Source organism: Acinetobacter sp. 16, from assembly GCF_033439925.1.
GTDB classification, from domain to species: Bacteria; Pseudomonadota; Gammaproteobacteria; order Pseudomonadales; family Moraxellaceae; genus Acinetobacter; species Acinetobacter junii.
Genome location: NZ_CP137746.1, coordinates 175538 through 193176 on the forward strand (window position 1 = coordinate 175538; position 17639 = coordinate 193176).

The 17639-nt window shown below is 36.7% G+C and carries 9 protein-coding genes and 1 pseudogene; 4 read left to right on the forward strand and 6 right to left on the reverse strand.

Annotated features, from left to right (window positions below; genetic code table 11):
* Positions 1-274: 274 nt before the first annotated feature.
* The 6 genes and pseudogenes from R2H34_RS00815 to R2H34_RS00840 all read right to left on the reverse strand — a co-directional run bounded on the left by R2H34_RS00815 (position 275) and on the right by R2H34_RS00840 (position 11391).
* Positions 275-2635 carry a TOTE conflict system archaeo-eukaryotic primase domain-containing protein gene (locus R2H34_RS00815; protein ID WP_001060549.1) on the reverse strand — a complete coding sequence of 787 codons (2361 nt, stop codon included), beginning with the start codon at positions 2633-2635 and terminating at the stop codon, positions 275-277.
* A gap of 123 nt (positions 2636-2758) precedes the next feature.
* Positions 2759-3121 (reverse strand): antitoxin Xre/MbcA/ParS toxin-binding domain-containing protein, encoded by a 363-nt coding sequence (locus tag R2H34_RS00820; RefSeq protein WP_000557620.1) that lies wholly within the window; start codon positions 3119-3121, stop codon positions 2759-2761.
* 90 nt (positions 3122-3211) lie between these two features.
* Positions 3212-6426: pseudogene (locus tag R2H34_RS00825) on the reverse strand (tyrosine-type recombinase/integrase).
* On the reverse strand, positions 6410-8737 hold the full coding sequence (locus R2H34_RS00830; protein ID WP_318342383.1) for a hypothetical protein: 2328 nt from the start codon (positions 8735-8737) through the stop codon (positions 6410-6412). Before R2H34_RS00830 ends, R2H34_RS00825 begins: the two are co-directional and overlap by 17 nt.
* On the reverse strand, positions 8737-9408 hold the full coding sequence (locus R2H34_RS00835) for a hypothetical protein (RefSeq protein WP_039047362.1): 672 nt from the start codon (positions 9406-9408) through the stop codon (positions 8737-8739). The genes R2H34_RS00830 and R2H34_RS00835 overlap by 1 nt, the downstream gene beginning before the upstream one ends.
* Before the next feature lie 564 nt (positions 9409-9972).
* Positions 9973-11391: a phosphate--AMP phosphotransferase gene (locus tag R2H34_RS00840; RefSeq protein WP_039047363.1), complete on the reverse strand. Its 1419-nt coding sequence runs from the start codon at positions 11389-11391 to the stop codon at positions 9973-9975.
* Positions 11392-11711: 320 nt separating this feature from the next.
* On the opposite strand from R2H34_RS00840, the gene R2H34_RS00845 reads away from it, so the two are divergent.
* From R2H34_RS00845 to rbbA, 4 genes are read left to right on the forward strand one after another with little or no spacing between them, the layout of a single operon-like run.
* Positions 11712-12407, forward strand: coding sequence for a TetR/AcrR family transcriptional regulator (locus tag R2H34_RS00845; protein ID WP_005137634.1), 696 nt, complete (start codon positions 11712-11714; stop codon positions 12405-12407).
* Between the two features lie 4 nt (positions 12408-12411).
* Positions 12412-13809, forward strand: a complete 1398-nt coding sequence (locus tag R2H34_RS00850) for an efflux transporter outer membrane subunit (RefSeq protein ID WP_039047364.1) — start codon at positions 12412-12414, stop codon at positions 13807-13809.
* An 18-nt stretch (positions 13810-13827) separates the two neighbouring features.
* The gene (locus R2H34_RS00855; protein ID WP_004907097.1) at positions 13828-14886 is read left to right on the forward strand and encodes an HlyD family secretion protein; all 1059 of its coding nucleotides are present in this window, start codon (positions 13828-13830) and stop codon (positions 14884-14886) included.
* The gene (rbbA, locus tag R2H34_RS00860; RefSeq protein ID WP_039047365.1) at positions 14883-17639 is read left to right on the forward strand and encodes a ribosome-associated ATPase/putative transporter RbbA; all 2757 of its coding nucleotides are present in this window, start codon (positions 14883-14885) and stop codon (positions 17637-17639) included. The genes R2H34_RS00855 and rbbA overlap by 4 nt, the downstream gene beginning before the upstream one ends.

A 17639-nucleotide genomic window follows, 5' to 3' on the forward strand; every position in this document is an offset into this window, starting at 1 on the left:
TATTGCTTTTTAGTGTTATAAGAAACATATTAGTTTCTTTTTTCTTGAAAAGCAATTTATGATTTTATCATTTCGATCTGCAAAACAGCCTTAGCTACGTAGTGATCTGAAATGACTCTGAAAATACAGTTAAAATTTGCATTCGGACCCGCATCCTTTGTGATGGCCAGTTATTTTGATGCCAAGGAGACCCACACATTTAGAATTTTAAAAGCGGCTTTACGTTTAATTATCTTATGGATTGAAAATTGGGGTAGTGTCAATAGATCTAAAATTATAAAACGATATTATTGTGTGATTGTTCTACAATATAGCCTAGAGCTTTATAACTTTTACTCCTTCTCTGAAACATTTTGACAAATATCGGATGGTTAACATCAACATAATCATATACCTGAACTTCAAATTTACCTTCATTTGATCTATGAATACGCCCAACATATTGAGCCAAAGTGCCTTTCCATGAAATCGGGAATGCCAAGAACAAGGTATCTAAACGAGGAAGATCAAAACCTTCACCAATGTATTTTCCCGTGGCAATCACAACATGAGCATCATCTAAATTTTGTTTTTCTTTTATGTTTTTTGTATGGCTCATACCTCCCTGTAAAATAGATGTTTTATACCCTAAATCATTCAACTTATTTCTAAGATTTTCGGCATGTTTTCTACGTTCAGTTAAAATTAACGGGATCTGACCATTTTGAATACAATGAGAGACATCTTTAATAATGGCATTATTACGTTCTGTATCTTCAGTAAGATGTTGCATCAGCTTTGAAATATGTGGTTTATTTTCGGTACCAAAGAAAATTTCTGGGAATTCACCTTCATAATTTACTTTTATTAATAATTTTTTAAGCTGGGTGTGATTGTTGGATTTCGCTTTGTATACAATAGAACCAGCTTGCATGAAAATAATGGGTTGATGCCCATCTTGACGTTCTGGTGTAGCAGTTAACCCGAGAATGTAGTAGGGACTGACTTCACTGAGAAGAAATTCATAGCTTGGTGCGGATAAATGGTGGCATTCATCTACGATAATTTGTCCGTAATTAAAGGCGATAGGTTTGATTGAATTATTTACACGGTTGATTAGACTTTGATATGTTGCAATGTCAATTTGATTAGATGGTTTGGCTTTTCCACCTTGTATTGTACCAATTTCGACATCGGCTAAAAATGAATGTAATCGTTCTTTCCATTGAGAAACAAGTTCTTTGTTATGAACAATAATGAGTGTATTTGTTTGGCGTTTGGCAATGATAGAGATTGCAGTAACAGTTTTTCCAAAAGCCGTTGGTGCATGTAGAACTCCAACATCGTGTTCAAGGATTTTTTTACATGCCATTTCCTGTTCAGAGGATAATTCGGTAAGTAGATTTATATTGACTAATATGTTGCCTTTAGTACGTTGATCTTTTAGTTTTATTTTAGTATCTTGTTGATTAAGCAAGTGAATTATATCTGTTAGGCATCCTCGTGGTAAACTGAGATATTGTCCTTCAAGGCGGGCACAGCATATGTGTCTTGGAATTCCTGTCGTTGAAAAACGCATTGCTTGTGCTTTAAAAAAACGAGGGTTGGAGAAAGTGGCTAATCTTTTTAATTGAGCTATCAATTGAGAGGGTAATGTCTGAATTGGAATGTGAATCATATTTGCGAATACCAATTCAATAGCGTCTGGACATCCCGCGATCTTTTGATTTTTTTTAGGAATATTTTTTACCCATGGAGCCTCATGGTCAACATCTGTTTGATTCTGTTCGATGAAATTGTAGCCTAGTTCATTCACAATATTATTAACTTCAGAAGAACTCATTAATTCAGTTTGTTGTAAAACAGTCCATGGGTCAGTAAAGGCATTAAAGTTACTGTCAATAAAGGTACTATTTCCTAGCGCTCTTGCGTGCTTTTGTAAGGGTAATGCTATTAAATTTCCAAATCCGCCTGCTGGCATGTGATCTTGATTTGGAAACATACGATCATAAGATTCAAAATCTAGAGCTGGATAAAGTTCCATGGCCTTATCTAGAATACCTGCACCCATTAAGCGAGCTTGCTTAGCTGCAATTGGTTCAGAGAAAAATATCCAAACATGTGCGCCATTACCTGAACGAGAGCGCTCAACCAAAAATGGTATATTTAAAGATAAGCACGCTTCAGAAAATGCAGTTACACAATTTTTCCAATCTGATTTATCAAAATCTACTGCGAGTAACCTACATTGATCTGTTGCTAATAGTGGGTAAATGCCTATAACTTTCTGTCCAGTTAAATGAGAATAAAGAACTTCTTGTGTGATGGGTAATAGTTGACGGCTTTTACAGTCTGAACATTTAATTTGAGGTTTGTAACAAATGCCATGTTTCCACTCATTTGCACAAGCAACAGAATAACCAGATTTTCCACTGCTATTTTCCCAACGATAAGCAAAGGTATCAGTTCGTCCAATAAACCTTTGAGAAAATAATAAAAGTCTTTCTTCTGCTGATAAATAATTCTTATTTTTTTCTTCAAGCGATATAAGTTTTTCTTTTTCTTGATAAAGGCTTTGATATTCATTTTGTAATAATGTGATTTGGTCTAAAATTTGCTGTAATCTAACTGCAATTTCTTTTAACTTATTATTCACTGATTTTTCCTAAAACACAGCTATTACTGTCCTAATATCAAATCTTAAATTAAAGAATTACAATATAATAAATCAATTAATTTTCAAAATATTATACAAAATTATTTATATGCATTAATTTCTTTAAAGTTTAGCTCGAAGACCCTCTAGCAATTGTAAAACAGAAAACAATCCCTGAGCATTTTGAATCTGTTCTACCGGAATACCATTAGTTAATTTATTTGATGACTTCATGAAATGCTGCATCCAGGTAGTATCTCCACCCGCCAGAGTCTCTAGTGATGTGGTAATACGGATTAAAGTGAGGGCTATTTCTCCTTGTTTTGAAGTGGGATCTAATTCAAGAGAGGTTAAAGTTTTCACCGAATCTATACTGAGTATTAAGGCTAGTTGATCCTGTGCAAGACCAAGTCGTTCAGCAGCAGCTAAAACTGCCTTAGCTAATATCATTTTCTGTTTTGCAGTTTTTTCTGATGTTGTATGCATGACCTATCCCTGTTTCAGACGCTGCTAACTTAATTTTTACTAAACATATATTAAATTTGGCTTTAGATAAGGAAGCAACGGTTAAATTATTTAACAGCATGTAGTTATTTTTAGACCTTCGGCTTTAAGTTCAAGAGATCGAGGTCTGCCAATACAGGCTAAATGTAAACAGAATTTAAATGCGGCCAGTGCTTTAGTATCTTTTGTTGAGTAAAGCTGGAGACGAACATAATCTTCTTGAGTCGTAGGATGCTCTGTTGTGCTCGATTTAGCCAGCTTCAGTAATAAAGGCTGTTTCTTTTTATCTAGCAATTGTACCAAGTCTTGTCCGAGCAAATGCCAAAATTGATGGGGAAACAGGTCTTTTACCTTGGAATAAAATGATTCCAATTGATCGATTTTATTCCATCGATAATGAATGCCGGTATGCAAACCGTAACACGACTTAAAAATGTCTCAAGCACCGCTTTTATTTCATCTGGCTTTTTTTCAAAGATATTTTGAATATTTTCAAAGAAATAGTTTCTTGCTATGCGCTCTTCAACGGTATCTATCATGGCGGGTTTCAAAGGTTTATCCAGATGATTTTTGTTGTTGAGATCAAATAACCTTGGGTTGCTTTTTTGAGATTTGAGTTGGCCCAGTTGTTTGGCATTTTCATACCAATAGCTAACCAGTTCGACAGGTAAGCTCATTTCTTGTGATACCCGGTCTGGATCATGATGAATTTCCAGTAAATTTAGGCACTTAAAAAACCATGCAAATGAAACTTTAGATTCTTTTGTTCCTGCGAAATATTTAAAAAAATCATGAGGCTGTGAGTTAAATGAAACCTCATCTAGAATGTCTTCTACGTTACTTTTTAACCAGTCAGTTTGATCGTTAAGTAACTGCTGACTTAAATGAACAGCATGCTTTTCAAAATTGAATGGAGCAGAATCTTTTACTGTGTTTAAAAATTTGAAAGAAGGTAGGTAGCCCATCATCTTCTTTGCTAATTGAGTATCGATGTCTGGATGATATTGCAGTATTTTATGCCCAGCGATCAGGTAGCTAAGATGAATATAGCTTTTAAAGGTTTCTGTAGGGTCAATGTGACCCAGTAAATGGGCAATCATAAACCAATGATTTTGACCATGCGTATGACGGAGTAATTCTGCTCGAATAGATTGATATTCTTCTTCTGTATAATCCGTCAGATTTTTGACCAATGGAGCGTAATTACAGTTGAGAACAACCGATAGGTGATTCGCTGCTGTGTGTCGAAATGAGTGGAAAGAATAATCATGAGTTTTAAAAAGCTCGTTCATAATCATTCTAAAAGGTGTTGTCACCGTATGTTTGTTCAGCTTGCTATTTTCATTCCAATTACGGAATAGGTATAAGTTTTCCTGATTGAGTAATCGTTGCTCGACTACATAATTACGAAATATTTGATATTCATCGGTTTTTAATAAGCAATACACAGGGACTTTGCGTTCAGCACTATCTGTTTTAAGTTGATGTAAGTTTCCTTTCTTTTTTGAGCCGTAGGGCTGAATCCATACGGATAGACAGCTCAAGCCCTCGATATCCCGCACACGTAAGCCCAGAATTTCATTAATACGCATACCGGTTCGGTAAGCTAAGATATAGATGATTTTTAATATCTTATAAGTGTTTTCTTGACTATTAGCACCTGAAAATAAGGTATCTAACTTGTTCATGAAAGCTTGATAAGTCAAAGGGCTAATAATACGGGCTCTAGGCCTATTTTGTACAGCGATTGACTCTAATTCGAGAGGTTCAGCTTCAAAAACTATTTGTTGAAAGCTCTGGAAGCGCTTCAACATACTGACAGTTTGACCAATGGATTTTTTAAAGTTAGGCTCGCCGGCTTCAGCTGCAAGTCGGGTGTTTGTAATGATTTGTCGGTAGATATTAATGATTATTGTATTAGGATCATCTTCGCTATCTAGATATTGTAAAGAATGGGTCAGCCAAGGCTCTGCAATACGCGAATAATAAGTGTAAATCGAACCGTCTTTTAAACGCTTATTCTGCTGAAACGATTTTTGAAATTGGCTAGTGCAAAAATTTAAACGTTCAGCCAGTGACTGAATTTGTTCTAATTCTGGTTTATAAAGGCTGATGAGCCATAAGGCGACACGTTTACTGTACTCATTAAATTTATTAGTATTTTCAATGCAATATTTAATGATTAATGCATCGATACTTTGATCAGTTTGTGATGTACGAATCAGTTGTAAAAGGTCTTTGTGAATCTTTATAACATCATCCAAGGCTTGCTGAATGTCATCATTAGAGTAGGATTCCCTCACAGTAGATGGTGATTTTTCTACATTTGAATCAGTAAGAGTGTCCTGCTGATATTTAAATTTTGGATGAAGAAATCTTTCAAATTCTATTTCTGATAAGCCACAGGTTGCAGTATTCTCAATGAGGCATTGTGAAAGTGCAGGATCAATGTCAACTTTCGGGAGTTGCATCCAGTTAAAGTTGGCGTAGTCGCGTAACAATTTATAAGTTTTGAGATTAAATGGTAACTTAATCTTATTAAAAATAAGCTGTAGATAGTCTTCTACATTCTGGTTTACTGTACGAATATTTCTGCTATTAAAATGAATTAACCATAAGCGGGTAATTTGATCAGGAATAAAATTACGCGATTTACGGATGGTTTTTTCATCAATAAAGAGATCTCCATAGGAAGGGGAGAGCGGTTCTAAAAATATAATGTTCAGATTTTCGATCTTTCTAATTTTGGCCGGATCTTTTAAATGTTGAAGCAAAGCCTCTAAAGAGGCTTTTTGATTTAAGCCGGAATAAAGCATGGCAGAAATAACAATATTTCCAATGATTTCATCATCAGAAAATGTCTTGCTATCTTTTGCTAGAATCCAGTAGTCCCAAAGCTTATCAAGAACTTCATCAACCTGCTGTCCCTTCTCGATCCAGTCCATCGTAAAAACTGGCTGATCACGCTTCATCTCAAATGTCAGATTCGGTAGGGGCAAAGTCTCACGACGATTTAAATTGATTTGCTTGATATATGACCGAAAAAATTCATGTGCATATTTTTTCCAGGCCAAGCTTGGAGCTTTGCGTTTAATAAACTCATAAATTGCTGGATATAAGGATTCAAGATGCCCTTTTTGTTCCAAATCTTGTTCTTGGAAGTATTGAATTAGCTCCTGTTCTACATCTACTCGAAGCTGTTCTTCCTGATCGAGTCGGTCTTGTTTTCTACGTGCTTCGGCATATAGTGTTCGAGTTTGCTTAGTACGTTTATTGAGTGAGGACATCGAGTTCAATACCGGTAATATTAAAATGATCTTTCATTTGTTCAAGAATATGAGCAATCCTTGAATATTGTGAAATAGATAAGCTGGAATAAGGATGAGCAGCTTCTTGCTGCATCGGTTCATGACCGAATAAAGCTAAAATTTCAATTTCGCTAATTTTATGGCTGAGAAACGCACGGGCAGTATGCCGGTGCCAGTTTTCATGTAGCAAACTTAACTCAGGGTTAGATTTTTTTATAATCGAAGGCCTTAAGGGGTACCATTGACCATCCTGAAAGATATTCAATAGTGGGAGCTTGCTCTCTAAAATTTGTTGAATATGTTGTGGAATTTCTGGCTGACTAGGAGCAATTTGAGTTTTAAAATAATGTAAAAAATCTATGAATTTCTGGAGTTCTTGTACAACAAAATGACCCAGTGGAATTAAACGTCCATAGCCTTGACGCCCACCCACCTCCTTATCAGAAACCATGCATATTTTTCTTTTCAGGTTAAAGCTTTTTAAAAAACCTGGAAATTCAGCGACGGGTCGTGCAGCAGTAAAGAGCAACAAGAAATGCCACATCCACAGATTGTAGTGATTAAAAATTGCTATCCAGTCGTCTTCTTTTTGTGAAATTATTCTGAATTTGAGAGTGGCAAAGATATTTTGAATCACATTTGAAGTAGGTGCTTTGCGGCTTCCAAAGTTTTTTTCTGCAGCATATTCAATATTCTGGTAGTCATCGGATAACGACTCACACAGCTCTTTTAAAATTGAGACATATTCAGTCTGTAAAGTCAGGATATTTTGATGACAATAAGAAGTAGAAGAAGACTTATTGGCATCAATACCAGTAAGAATGTCAGCAAGCTGTTTATTTCCAGTGCGTTGCAAAATAGTCTGATGTAAAAGAGAGCCAATTCTTATTAGTGATAATTTTGGAATATAAAATTTGGCTCTCAGCTGTTTCAAATGTTGCTGAAGGTCCTCTTCCGTAACGGGGTCACCGTCTCGCAGAGATTCAATAAATGAATTCGGGATCGGGATGTCCAGATGAACTGTTTGGTTGAGCAAGCCCTCTGGATAAGCAAAATCCTTATTTTCAAAAATTGAAAATTTACTTCTCAGATAATATTGTCCATTGCTTTGCTTGATTTGTTGGCGAGCGTTTAAATTTTTAGCACGTTTACTTTGTAGACGTAGCCACTCCTGGATTTTATTTCCTGTCAGAAATGACAACATCAGGATCAAGGATGCCTTCTTTTTTTTGGTTTCTTTATCCTTGTCTTTAGAGTCTTCTTTAATCTCAATAATGTAATTTTTATATAGTTCAGTAATTAGGGCACTTATGCTTGTGGTATTAGGAAAGAGGCTGCTGTATGGCAGCAAATGTTCTTTCCGTTGAATATGTTTGGCAACCAGAGGCAGCACATAGCTCTGGCTGGATTCTGAATATGCAGCAAGGGGGGTAACGATGGTTGGGTCTACTAATATTTGACGTGTATCTTGGTCATCTAGTTGTTGTTCTATATTGAGGGCTTTAGATTTTTGCCCTTTTTTAATTTCTGAACTTTCTGCAATCAGCTGATCTTCGTCTAAAAATTCATGTTGCAGTTGCGTCTCGATGCTCGCTTTTGCAATTTTTGCCTTATTTTCCAAAACATAATTAAAGGTGATGCGGATCACGTTTAGCAGGTTTTGCATAAAATCATTAGATGACTCTTTATCACGTTCTTCATCAATAACCTCATTCAAATACCGAATAAATTCAACTAAGGAAAGGGAGGGATCTTTAAGATACTTTTCCCAAAGGAGTCTATATTCAGGAGTATTTTGATATTCTTTTTCGGAACTTAGAATCCGATTGGCGGTACGGAAGCGTTGGAATAAACGTTTTACAGTATTGAAATGTTCAGTGTGATCCTCTTTAAAAAGTTCAGGTTTAATGTCTGGCAGTGCAATTAGGTAAACTGCTGCTTTTAAGACCAGGATATTCCAGATTAACGCATTTTCTTCTGACTTTGCTAATTGTGCAATTGAGTTCACATACCAAGTGACTGGTGTTGCGCGAACAGTATGTTTTCGAGAGGAGACCAAGGCAGCGGGTCTAGCAACAACAGAATTGGTTTGTAGATCAAAATCTAATAGATCGAGGTTCAGCTCCTTCAGATATTGATCACTGGGGTGTGAAGTCAGTAAATCAGCAATATATTGAATATGTTCTGCACGGTTGAACTGCTCGTCACCAAAGAGTTTTTCCAGTGTCTGTTTTAATGATACCCGCGGAATATCAGCAGCATTTTGACGGCTTGGGTTAGATTCTGACATTATGCTTTCCATAACTGATCTGGCGTGAGAACGAAGTCCACATTGTTTAAAAGCTGTTGAACAACTTCACTGGTTTGTTGCAGTTGATCTAGCACATTTTGTCTTTTCCGGTTTATAACTTTATTGCGATAATTCAGCTGATTTCGTGTATATGACAGTAGATAGGCAAGCAGATCCAAACTCATTGTACGGTGAGGTTTGAAAGAGTTTTCTTTGTTTAACTTGTAAATAGCCTCGGCAGAAATGTATTCATTTATTAAGTTATGTAACCTTTTGGGATTTAATCTATTAAGATCATAATAAGTAGATGATAGAAATTTTAGAAATTCGGAACTAGCCACATTTTTTAATAGTTCGATTTTTTTGTTATCTTTGGGAAGAGAATGGATAATTAGATTAATTTCTTTGGGTGCGTTCTGAGTCCAGTATAGGAACCATTGGAAATTACTGGCGATGGTATAACCGGATAGATTAGTATCTTTCCAGACGTGAATTTCGGGACGTGGATTCAAGATACCTAGATCTGTTTTTAAAGCTTTGAAAGCCTCTTGATAGCAAAGATAAATTCCAGAAAAATAAGGATGTACACTGATTTGGACTTTATTAAAATTTTTGCACAACAATTTTTTTGGTATGCCAAATTCTTCATCAAAATCAAAAGTTGTTCCCATAAAAATGAGAGTCCCCAAAAAGTTTAAAAAATAATCAAGTGAATATTCTTATAATTTTTTGAAATATTAAACAAGGTTGATTCACCCTATATTTTGTGTATATTTACAATTAATATACAATATGTTGTTATTTTTATATAATTTTAAGAACTAAATAACAATCTATAACATGCTGTATATTTAAAGATATAGAGGTTCTTACTTAGGAAATTAAAAAATTGAAACAGGTAGAAATTGTTACAAATATTCTAAGCAATCAATCTCCCACTCGAGTTTTCAGCCTTATTTACACATTAGAGGTATAGTTTCAAGCCTGATAAAAACGGAGCTTGAAAATTTTTAATAGCTAAAGAACTGAAAGAAGTTGAATATTAAATTAATACAGCCTCAAAATTAAAATGGACCTCTTTACCTAGAGGGCTATTATTTTGAGTTCATAGGGGACAGCTCTAGTTATCCCAGTATGAGACAGCCTCATTTTGAAGCTGTTTCAAATGCTTTTGGACTCATTCTTTAGAGATGCTAATGGCACCTGATTTGATTATAAAATATCTTTATATAATCTTATAAGTTTTCTAAGTGACCTAAATTTTTATTTTGTACGCTATGAAGGATAGTTTGCAAAATTTCAATTCGTGCAGCATATTTACTATCATTGGCAATGATGTACCAAGGAGAAATATCTGTGCTCGTGTATTTGAACATATCTGAAGCTGCTTGTAAGTAGGCATCCCACTTTTCTCTATTACGCCAATCATCTTCTGTTAATTTGAAGTTTTTTTGAGGTGTATTTTTTCGCATGTAAAAACGACGTAATTGTTCATCTTTTGAAATTGCTAGCCAAAATTTTATAACAATTGTATTCGTATCAGACAGTTGTTTTTCATACTGATTTATTTCTTCATAAGCATTTTGCCATTCTATTGGGTTAATTAAATCTTCTACACGTTCTACAAGTACACGTCCATACCAGCTGCGATCAAAAATATTAAGTGCCCCATTCGTTGAATGCTTATTCCAAAAACGCCACAAATAAGGACGTAATCGTTCAAAATTTTCTGGTGCTGAAATACTATGAATATTATATTCGTGTAGCCCTAGAAATTTAATGATGCGCTTAATTGAACTGCCTTTACCTGCGGCATCCATACCTTCAAAAACTAATACAACGTTATGTGATGAATAACGTAGAACATCTGCGACTTTCCTTTCTAGTTGTTTAATGGTTTTTTTATACTCTATGTGGCTAATTTCACTTTTTTTTATTTGAGTTAAACTTGAAGGAATAGGTGCCGCCTGATATTTTAATTTATTCTTAATTTGTACAGGTGGTAGTTTTAGATGTTTAAGTATTAATTGAGAAAACTGTGTATTTCTTTCTATATTGTTTTCACTATTAATGATTACCCAATCGTGGGTGAATCTATTTCTTAAAGTTTTAATTTGATTGTATAAGGTTTTAGTTTTCCATTTTTTTTGTGGAAAATCATCCCATGTAAAACGTGGAACTCTTTGGATTTTATCAATAATATCAATATTTTTTGTGCGAATTTTTACTTTGCTCCATGAAACTTCAAACCAAACTTTAATAATATCTACATTATTATTTTTTAAGTAACTTTCAAATTCATATATACGCTTTAAGTGTTCGTTGAATGTATTATTTTGTATTTCTTCATCATTTAATATAGTTGACGCTAGTAAATCAGTATACCAATTTCCATAAAAAAACATGATTTGTCCTTTTTTTGGAATGTCATTTATGTATGGTTGCCAAATTAATTTATTTTCTTTGACTCTATTTGGGGTTTCAGCCTTAATTTTTAAATATCTAGGATCCATTAATTCACTTAGCTTTTTGATTGATTGATTTTTTCGCGTTAGTTCAATTCCGCCAATTATTACTAATATACTTTTTGATTTAGAATTCTTGAGTTTATATTGTTCTTGAATTAATTTAATGGAGAGGTCTTGATAATTCATTTTAAGTCTCGTTTAAAAAATTTTTAATAAAATAATTATAAATTCAGTTGTAGTCAATGTTATTGTTTTATGATTAAAGTTGTTTTGCAACAACTTTTTTTTTGTGCCAGTAAAACAAAACCGACTAAAAAGATCGGTATTTTTTTAATTATTATTTTTATTAGTGTTATTAATATAAGTTATTGTTATTTATTAATATTTATTAGTATTTAAAATATTAAAAAATTAATTTTTGACCTTTTTTTATTTTAAGTTTATATTCTTTATAAGAAAAATTTGTTAATAGCAATATTTTTATATGTCTTTGGATGGGGGCTGTTGTGAGTCTTGAGATTTCAACTGTTTTAGAACATAAAGAAAACTTGAATAATGCTTTTTTTAAGAAAAAGACACAGGTTAGAGCAATTGAATCTGATTTTAAGATGGTGAATCAGACTATTAAGCTTCTATCAGAAGGTGGCGTTAATGCAGTTACATTAGAGGCAGTAGGTGTGAATGCAGGATACAGTCGCGGTTTGGTTTCTAGGCGCTATGGTTCTAAGGATCAATTACTTGTTCGAGTTTTAAATTATTTGGAAAACTGGTTAAATGAGAAATCTAAAATTGCAACTAATAATAAATATGGTTTAGATGCTATTAATTCATTAATTTTAAGTATTTCAGATGATTTTTATTTGTATCGTGAAAAATATAGAGCATATTTTTGGTTGAGATTTTATGGTTTAGAACAAAATAAAATTTTAAATGAATGTCTGGTAAAATCTCGTAATATTCGTGAGGAAAACACTATTAAATGGCTTAAAGAAGCATTAGCTCTAGAGGAATTATCACGAAATGTAGATATTGAAATGGTACATGATTTTCTTAAAACATCATTGATGGGTTTAGTTCATAACTGGATGGTAGATCCTAATTTTAATATTGAAATTAGATTGAAGCAGTTAGTTTATATTCATTTGAAAAATATGTTTTCAAATTCTCATTTGTATCATTCTGTTAATTTTTGGGGTGAATAATATTATGCAATTTACCCAATTAAAATATAGTAGTTTTTTAATTATATTCAGTATTACTGGTTGTCAACAAATAGATCCTTATCAACAGCCTAAAATTTCTTTATCTCATAATTATCCGATTCAAACTCAGCACTCTTACCAAGCACTTTCTTGGATTGATTATGTCAAAGATCAACAACTTATTAATATTGTCGATCTGGCACTAGTGGCGAATCAGGATTTAAAGATTGCTTCATTACGTATGCATGAAGCACAAGCGGCTTATAACATTCAACGTGCTGAACTTTTTCCGAATATAGGTGGTACTGCGAGCATGGAACGCAGTCATGTGCCTGCCGACTTATCTTATGTCGGTAGAGAAGTGACATCCAGTCAGTATTCTGTGGGTCTTGGCATGAACCAATGGGAGCTGGATTTGTGGGGTCGTATCCGCAGCTTGAATGAAGCGGCTTTGCAGCAATTTCTTGCAGTTGAAAGCAATGTGCGTGCAGCACGCAATAGTATTATGCAGCAAACTGTTCAAAGTTATTTAACGTTATCTGAACTGGATAAACGCATCCATTTTGCTCAGCGCTCTGTACAGAATTATGAAAAATCAGTACGAATTTTTAAGCGCCGTTTTGAGGTGGGTGCAGGCTCTAAAGTGGAATACATGCAAGCAAAAACAATGCTCAGTAATGGTCAAGCTTTAGTGGCTGAATTACAGAAATCCCGTGCACTGACTGCAAACTATTTAGTGCAATTGGTGGGACAGCCGATTTCTTTGCCTAAAACAGATTTAGATCAAGTGACTTTTAAAACAAGTATGCTACAAACGGGTTTGCCTTCAGACTTATTGTTGAACCGTCCTGATATTCATGCTGCGGAAGCAATGCTTAAATCTAAGCATGCCAATATCTATGCGGCACGCGCAGCATTTTTTCCACGTATCGCACTGACGGGCAGTTTTGGAACAGCCAGTGCAGATTTAGACGATTTATTTAAATCTGGCAGCAGTGTTTGGTCGTTTGCTCCAAGTATCAGTGTGCCGATTTTTACTGCGGGTCGTCTAAAAAATAATTTGACCTTAGCAGAAGTGCGTAAAGAGATTGCAGTGGCAGAGTATGAAAAGACGGTACAGAACGCATTCCGTGAAGTCTCTGATGCACTGGTTCAACAGAAATATTTAGATCAACAATTACGGATTCAGAAACAAGGACTCAGTGCTTTCCAGGAAACTGCACGGCTGGCACAACTGCGTTATGACAACGGTGCTGTGGGATATTTAGACGTTTTGGATGCACAGCGCAATTTACTTAGTGCAGAACAGCAATGGATTGAAACGCAAAGTAGCTTAATGCAGTCCTATGTCAGTCTTTATTTTGCCTTGGGTGGTGACACCGCATTTGCAAAAAAAATTTAAAATATTGGGTAATTAAACATGAATTTTAAGAAAATAACCATTGCTGGGTTCATCGTTGTTTTAGGGTTGGTCGCTTATCTGATCTGGAAAAATATGAATAAGCCAGACACTGATGCCTTAGTCAGTGGCAATGGACGTATTGAAGCCACTGAAATTAACGTATCTAGTAAGCTATCTGGTCAGTTAGAAGAAATTTTGGTTAAAGAAGGTGACTTTGTCGAGCCTGGTCAAATCTTGGCGCGGGTTAAAATTTCGACTTTAGAAGCCCAGTTACGTGAATTGGAAGCACAACAGCGTCAAGCCCAGGATGCGATTGCGACAGCGGAAGCACAAGTGGCGATGCGGATCAGCGAAAAAGCCGCCGCTGAAGCCATGGTACAACAGCGTGAAACAGAACTGATGGCGGCTAAAAATCGTTTAGCGCGTACCGAAGTTTTAGCCAAAGAAGGCGCATCGTCCAAGCAACAACTGGATGATGAACGTGCCGCAGCACAGCAAGCCATTGCGGTATTAAGCGCAGCCAAAGCACAGGTACAAAGTGCCCAAGGGGCAATTGTTGCGTCTAAAAGCCAAGTGTCAGCCGCACATTCTCAAGTCGATGCCATCAAAGCCTCGGTGGAACGGATTAAATTTGATATGGATGATGCACAGTTACGTGCACCATTAAAAGCACGTGTTCAGTTCCGTGTCGCGCAGCCGGGTGAGTTGGTGGCAGCGGGCGGGCGTGTGCTCAATCTGATTGATTTATCTGATGTGTATATGACGTTCTTTTTGCCTGAAACCGTTGCAGGTAAAATTGCTATTGGAACAGAAGTACGTATTGTATTGGATGCTGCGAAAAATGTGGTGATTCCAGCTACAGTGTCTTTTGTTGCCGATACTGCACAGTTCACACCAAAATCGGTGGAAACGGAAAGCGAACGTCAAAAACTGATGTTCCGTGTTAAAGCGAAAATTGATCCAACTTTATTGAACAAATATATCGAACAAGTCAAAACAGGTTTGCCAGGTGTGGCATATATCAAAATTGATGATCAGGCAGCTTGGCCGACATTTTTAGAGAACACAGTTAAATGATGACACAACAATCTGAAAAAGGATCGGTTGTTGCAGAAATTGAAAATGTTAGTCTGAAATATGGAAAAACGGTTGCACTGAATCAAGTGTCGCTATCCTTACCAGCAGGCTGCATGATCGGTTTAATCGGTCCAGATGGGGTGGGGAAATCCAGTCTATTGGCTTTGCTGTCAGGGGCGAAAATTGTACAGCAAGGTCGCTTAAAGGTGTTGGGCGGTGATATTGCCGATAAACAACACCGTACCCGTGTTTGCCCACATATTGCCTATATGCCGCAGGGTTTAGGGAAAAACCTATATAAAACTTTATCGGTTGAAGAGAATTTACAGTTTGTGGCACGTCTGTTTGGGCATGATGCTGCCGAGCGACGCAAACGGATTGATGATCTGACCAAAAGCACAGGCTTGTACAATTTTCTCGACCGTCCTGCGGGTAAATTATCGGGTGGGATGAAGCAGAAATTAAGTCTGTGCTGTTCTTTGATTCATGATCCCGATTTTCTGATTTTAGATGAGCCGACCACAGGGGTTGACCCTTTGGCGCGAGCGCAATTTTGGGAATTAATTAACCGCATTCGCAAAGTTCGTCCACAGATGAGTGTTATTGTTGCTACTGCTTATATGGATGAAGCACAAGGCTTTGACTGGCTGGCGATGATGGATGATGGGCAGATTTTAAAAACTGGCACACCACAAGAATTATTGACTGAAACGCAATGTAACAGTTTAGAAGATGCTTTTATTCAACTATTGCCAGAAGAAAAAAAGCTCGGCTATGAGCCTGTGGTGATTCCGCCTTTACCTGACTACGGTTCAGAAAGCTATGCTCTTGAAGCGCAAGATTTAACAGTGAAATTTGGTGATTTTACTGCGGTAGATCATGTTAATTTTAAAATTAAGCGTGGTGAAATATTTGGTTTCTTAGGCTCGAATGGTTGTGGTAAATCCACCACCATGAAAGTGCTGACGGGACTTTTAGAAGCCTCAGAAGGTCAGGCGTGGCTGTTTGGTGAGCCTGTAGAGGGCAACAATATTGAAACTCGTCGCCGTGTCGGCTATATGTCGCAGGCATTTTCCCTATACAGCGAGCTGACCATTGTGCAGAATTTGGTCTTACATGCCAAATTATTTCATGTGCCACAAGAGCAAATTGAGCCGCGTGTACAACTGATGCTCGAGCGTTTTGATCTTGAGAATGTGAAAGAAAAACTGCCTGATGATTTGCCCTTGGGGGTTCGTCAGCGTTTATCACTCGCAGTGGCACTGGTGCATAATCCTGAAATTTTAATTCTGGATGAACCAACATCTGGGGTTGACCCGATTGCGCGTGATAATTTCTGGCGCTATTTAATCAATTTGTCGCGTAATGATGGGGTCACGATCTTTATTTCAACGCATTTTATGAATGAAGCCTTGCGCTGTGACCGAATGTCAATGATGCACGCTGGACGGGTGCTTGACAGTGCGTCACCAGCACAGCTGATTAAAAACCGCCATGCTGAAACACTTGAAGAAGCTTTTATCGGTTATTTGATTGATGCTGGTGCAGGCACTAAAGATCAGCCCAATGATTTGGCGGAAAGTATTGCTGAAACAAATGGCAGTAAAGAACTGAATGCCAAGCCAAAAAAATTCAGTTTGCGCCGGTTATTGAGTTTTGCCTGGCGTGAGTCTTTGGAGTTGGCGCGTGATCCGATTCGCGCAACCATGGCTTTAATGGGGTCATTAATTTTACTGCTGGTCATGGGCTACGGCATCACCATGGATGTTGAAGACCTCAAATTCGCTGTGCTGGATCGTGACCAAACGAGCTTAAGTCAAAACTACAGCATGAGTATTGCGGGGTCACGCTATTTTATTGAAAAACCACCGTTGCAAAGTTATGACGATATCGATCGGCGAATGCGTAGCGGTGAAATTTCCTTAGCGATAGAAATTCCGCCTAATTTTGCTCGAGATGTGGCGCGTGGCGAACAGGTGCAAGTCGGGGTGTGGATTGATGGTGCAATGCCACAACGTGCAGAAACCGTACAAGGTTATGTACAGGGGATTCACACTTACTGGCTCATGCAAAAGACGTTGGAACAAAGCGGTGATGCAACATCAAGTACAGTGAATGTCGAAACGCGCTATCGCTATAACCCTGATATTAAAAGTTTACCTGCGATGACCCCCGCAGTGATGCCTTTATTGTTGTTACTGATTCCTGCCATGTTGACGGCTTTATCGGTGGTACGAGAGAAAGAACTCGGTTCAATTGTCAATTTATACGTCACGCCTGTGACACGCAGCGAATTTTTAATCGGCAAACAGATTCCGTATATCGTGTTGGCGATGTTGAACTACTTTATGATGTGTTTGATCATCGTGACTTTATTTGATGTACCTGTCAAAGGCAGTTTTTTTACCCTCACAGTTGCTGCATTTCTGTTTGTGATTTTTGCCACAGGGATGGGTTTATTGGCATCCACAGTGACCAAAAGTCAGATTGCGTCAATGTTTTTGGTGATGATTGGGACGTTGGTACCTGTCATGCAATTTGCAGGGATTATTAACCCTGTTACCTCCTTAGATGGTTTTGGGCGTTGGTTTGGTGAAATTTATCCTGCAACACACATGGTCAATATTAGCCGTGGAATTTTCAATAAAGGTTTAGGTTTTTCAGACCTAACACACGCTATATGGATTATGGCACTGTTGATTCCAGTCATCATGTTTGCAGCCATTGCCTTGCTGAAAAAACAGGAGCAATAA

Coding starts and splice junctions, on each gene's coding strand:
- R2H34_RS00820 (WP_000557620.1), bottom strand. CDS start 3,121: ATGCATACAACATCAGAAAAAACTGCAAAACAGAAAATGATATTAGCT.
- R2H34_RS00830 (WP_318342383.1), bottom strand. CDS start 8,737: ATGTCAGAATCTAACCCAAGCCGTCAAAATGCTGCTGATATTCCGCGG.
- R2H34_RS00835 (WP_039047362.1), bottom strand. CDS start 9,408: ATGGGAACAACTTTTGATTTTGATGAAGAATTTGGCATACCAAAAAAA.
- R2H34_RS00840 (WP_039047363.1), bottom strand. CDS start 11,391: ATGAATTATCAAGACCTCTCCATTAAATTAATTCAAGAACAATATAAA.
- R2H34_RS00850 (WP_039047364.1), top strand. CDS start 12,412: ATGCAATTTACCCAATTAAAATATAGTAGTTTTTTAATTATATTCAGT.
- R2H34_RS00855 (WP_004907097.1), top strand. CDS start 13,828: ATGAATTTTAAGAAAATAACCATTGCTGGGTTCATCGTTGTTTTAGGG.
- rbbA (WP_039047365.1), top strand. CDS start 14,883: ATGATGACACAACAATCTGAAAAAGGATCGGTTGTTGCAGAAATTGAA.